Below are 3913 nucleotides of genomic sequence, written 5' to 3'. Positions count from 1 at the left end.
AGAGGTGGCCGCGCAAAATCGGACAGCGGGATAAGTGGAACGGCCGGGGCCTGAGCCAGCGATAATGCAGGCAAAGGAACCGAGGAAATGACGAAACGAACCCGACGCACGCACTCAGCGGCGTTCAAAGCGAAAGTGGCCCTGGCGGCTGTCAAGGGGGAGCGCACGCTGGCCGAACTGGCTCAGCAGTTCGACGTGCATCCGAACCAGATCACGGAATGGAAACGGCAGTTGCAGGAGCGTGCGGCCGACGTGTTCGGTTCGGCGGGCGCGGTGTCGAGCGAACCGCCGGTAGACGTGACGACGCTGCACGCCAAGATCGGCCAGCTCACGTTGGAAAATGATTTTTTAAGCGGCGCGCTCAACAAGGCGGGATTGCTGAGCGCAAAGCGATGATTGACCGTAGTCACGCGTTGCCGGTATCGCAGCAAGTCAGGCTTGTCGGTATTGCAAGATCGAGCGTGTATTACCAAGCGCGGCCGCTCAGCGACGACGACCAGCGGTTGATGCGCCGAATCGACGAACTGCATCTGGAGTTCCCATTTGCCGGTGCGCGGATGCTGGCGCGCCTGTTGCGGCGGGAGGGTCACGAAGTCGGCCGTCGCCGCGTGCGTACGCTCATGAAGCGCATGGGTGTGGAAGCGCTGTATTGCAGGCCGAACACGAGCCGACGCAACGCGAAGCACAAGATCTGGCCTTACTTGCTGCGCGGCCTGAAGATCGACCGGGCAAATCAGGCCTGGGCGCTCGACACGACCTATATCCCGATGGCGCGCGGCTTTGTGTATCTGACGGCGGTGGTGGACTGGGCCAGCCGCAGGATCCTCGCGCACCGCGTGGCGATCACGCTGGAGGCCGTGCATGCCGTTGAAGCACTGGAAGAAGCGTTCGCCCGCTATGGGCACCCCGACATCGTGAACACGGATCAGGGCAGTCAGTTCACGGCGGGAACCTTCACCGAGGCGGTGCTGGGCCGAGGCATTCGGCTGTCGATGGACGGAAAAGGCGCTTGGCGCGACAACGTGTTCGTCGAACGAGTGTGGCGAAGCGTCAAGTATGAGGAGGTGTACCTGAAGGCATATGAGTCGGTCAGCCACGCCCGGCGCTCCATTGGCCAATACATTGAGATGTACAAGTGTGTTTCATACTGCCCAACCTCGCTATGTGCTTGATAAATCAAGAGAACCCTGTTGTGCCATTGGTTTTGTGGGGTATCCGCGCCGTGCACGTGCCTTGGCCACGAGTTCGGAGACGGCATCCCCGCTCAGTGAATTGCGATTGAAGATCCACGGACCATTGGGCAACGGATGCTCGGCTACGATCTCGTTGCGCTCGACCGCATGCCTGAGCGTTCCGGGGCTCACGCCGACGAACGCCGCAGCCTCGGTCAACGTCATCCATCCTTCAGCGGCACGTCGCTCGCTCGAATAGACAGGGATCTGATGGTGGCTACGCAACGCGGTGACTCGCTCCTGGGTCCAGAAGTTACCCCGGCCGGTTCGCAGGTCATTGCGATTGAGCACGCCAGCAATCACCAGGTCCGGACAGATACGGACGAGCTGCCGCACGGCATCAATCGCTTCTCGTGACGTATGCGTGGTGTTCTCACCGCGCCGCCGACGCGGCACGCGAATCTCGGTATGTACGCCGCCTTTCCAGTGAATGACGAGCACAATTTCGCTCGTTGCGTTGTCAACGTCGACCACGACTTCGTGGATCAGGGTGCGCACAATACGCTTCTTCAGTCGGGCGTCGGCCTGCGGCCAGATCGATTCCAACGCTGCAGCAAGATCGGCAAACTCATCGGGCTGGGCGGGCGGTGTCTGACCGGATGTGCGCGTCTGTTGCTCGATACGCGATTCCACTTCCTCCACGCGCAGCAGCGCATCATTCCAGCGCCGCTCCAGTTCGTCGGCGACAAGCCGGTTTTCGGGATCAGCAGCGTCGTATTGTTTCTGCGCGCGTTGGGCGGTATAGCGTGCCGCTTGCAGATCCCGCTGCAGCGCGGCCAGCACTTCATCCTGCTTCAGGGTCTCTTCTTCGCGCGCCACCATTGCTGCCTCAATTGCCGCTGGTTGAACGACCTGCAGGACCGCCTCGGCGATGGCCGCGTCCGCGCGCGTGCCACCGAACGCAATGCAACGCGGTTGTCCCTTGTCCAGCCAGCCGCGATGACAGCTATAGCGCAGGGCGTCGTGCCTGTTACCCGTGTAGTGTAACGTCAGCTTGCTTGCGCAGCGCCGACAGCGCAACAGTCCCGCCAGAAGGGCCTCGCCGTTCTTTGGGGCGCCAGCGTGTCCGGCCAGACGCAGATTGCCATTGATCGCGCGCTGGATCCGCTCGAATTCGTCCCACTGAACGTACCCGTCGTGGGCATTGGGAATGAGCGCAAGCCACTCATCCCGAGGTTTCCGGCGATCATGTTTGCGCTGTTCCCCGCCTTCGTAATTGATCTTGCATTCGGTCTTGCCGTACGCATACGCACCACCGTAGATCGGGTTGGTCAGAATCCGGTACACCGTCCCGTAGCTCGGCCGTTTCCATTGGATTTCGCCGCGCGGAGTGCATGCCGGCAACTGCAGGCCGTGCTCCAGGAACCATAACAACGTCTGACGCACCGATCCAATCGCACCGAACTGGCGGAACACCGAGCGAATGGCGTCCTGCACGCGCAAATCCGGATCCTTCTCCAGGCGCTGGTCTTCAGTCTTGCAGTAGCCCACCGGCGCCGCGACGACGAGTTCGCCACGTTTGGCCTTCTCCCGCCGAGCTTCGAGCGAACGCTGACGCAGCAGATCCAGCTCATATTCGTTCAGGCTACCCTTCAAGCCGAGCAGCAAACGATCGTTGCTCTGCCGTGGCGCGTACACGGTCTCCTGATCAACGAGCACGGTGTCGACGATGCGGCACACCTCAACCAGTTGCTGCCACTCGCGACTGTTGCGCGCAAATCGCGAAACCTCGCGAGCGGCAACTGCGCCGACGTGCCCAAGACAGACCTCTGCCACCATTCGTTCGAAGCCCGTGCGCGTTTGTGTTCCGGCCGCAGAGCGCCCCAGATCCTCGTCGATCACTTCGATCTCGTTCCAGCCCAACTGGTGCAGACGATCCTGCATCGCATACTGCAACTTCTGGCTTTCCAGATTGTGGCTGACCTGGTAGGCCGACGACTGGCGCACGTACAGCATGGCCTTGCGCGTCAGATGCTGTGCCCGAATCTTGTCACTCATCGCGCACCTCCGGCTCGTGTACGACGGCGAACCGGCCGCGACGGTGTTGTCGCAGCAGTTGCGCAAGCAAACGCACCGTCTCCTGCCGGACATCCTGCGGCAGGTGCGTCCATTGTGGCGTCTTCGGGAAAGGATGAAACAGGTCGAGTTGAGCGCGCGGTTGCGGGCTGGTCTGGGGTCGCATCAGCACCTCCTGTACGGAGCAAAGGATGGTGCTCGGCTTGTACCATACCGCGCTTCCCGGCAGCAGGCGCCTGTGCCAGCAGGTGCTTCAGTTCTCTCAATGCTTCACAGCTGACGGCGGGAGACGTTGCCGAAGTAATGCGACAGCAGGCAACGGGATCAAACATCCACTGCGGCACCTCCAGCAAGCCCGCCGTGTCGAACGGCTCTCGCGCACAGCGCAGCACTGACCCGGCGTCCTTCCTTTCTATCGTGGTGAAAATCCATACCGTGTGCCCGTACCACGGGTGCCAACGGTAGAGAACTTTCCTTGACTCGGTGATATGGGCGTTGTGTTGACGGCTTGTACAACCGCAAACGTCCTCATTCGAGCCTGGCGGATCAGACGCCCGATGAGGCATACTTCGCGACGCTGCCAGCGATCAAATCGGCAGCATGATCGCCCCGGACGTTCCACTTAAAAATCTCGGGACCCTGTCCGAAGAAGCGGCGCCACCTCT

Annotated in this window: 2 protein-coding genes and 1 pseudogene; 1 reads left to right on the top strand and 2 read right to left on the bottom strand. The window is 61.4% G+C overall.

All coding sequences use genetic code 11. The features are described from left to right. Window positions 1-87 precede the first annotated feature (87 nt). A pseudogene (locus tag VSR34_RS37555) lies at window positions 88-1124 on the top strand (IS3 family transposase); the annotation flags it as partial. Between the two features lie 36 nt (window positions 1125-1160). On the opposite strand, the gene VSR34_RS37550 reads toward VSR34_RS37555, so the two are convergent. Both VSR34_RS37550 and VSR34_RS37545 read right to left on the bottom strand, forming a co-directional pair. Further along, window positions 1161-3230 (bottom strand): recombinase family protein, encoded by a 2070-nt coding sequence (locus tag VSR34_RS37550; protein ID WP_342965132.1) that lies wholly within the window; start codon window positions 3228-3230, stop codon window positions 1161-1163. Next, complete coding sequence (locus VSR34_RS37545; RefSeq protein WP_342965131.1) at window positions 3223-3414, bottom strand: hypothetical protein; 192 nt, start codon at window positions 3412-3414, stop codon at window positions 3223-3225. The genes VSR34_RS37550 and VSR34_RS37545 overlap by 8 nt, the downstream gene beginning before the upstream one ends. Between the last annotated feature and the right edge of the window lie 499 nt (window positions 3415-3913).

Origin of the sequence: Paraburkholderia sp. JHI2823, assembly GCF_038900695.1 — a bacterium.
Taxonomy (GTDB): Bacteria; Pseudomonadota; Gammaproteobacteria; order Burkholderiales; family Burkholderiaceae; genus Paraburkholderia; species Paraburkholderia mimosarum.
This window is presented reverse-complemented; position numbering and strand designations above follow the sequence as displayed.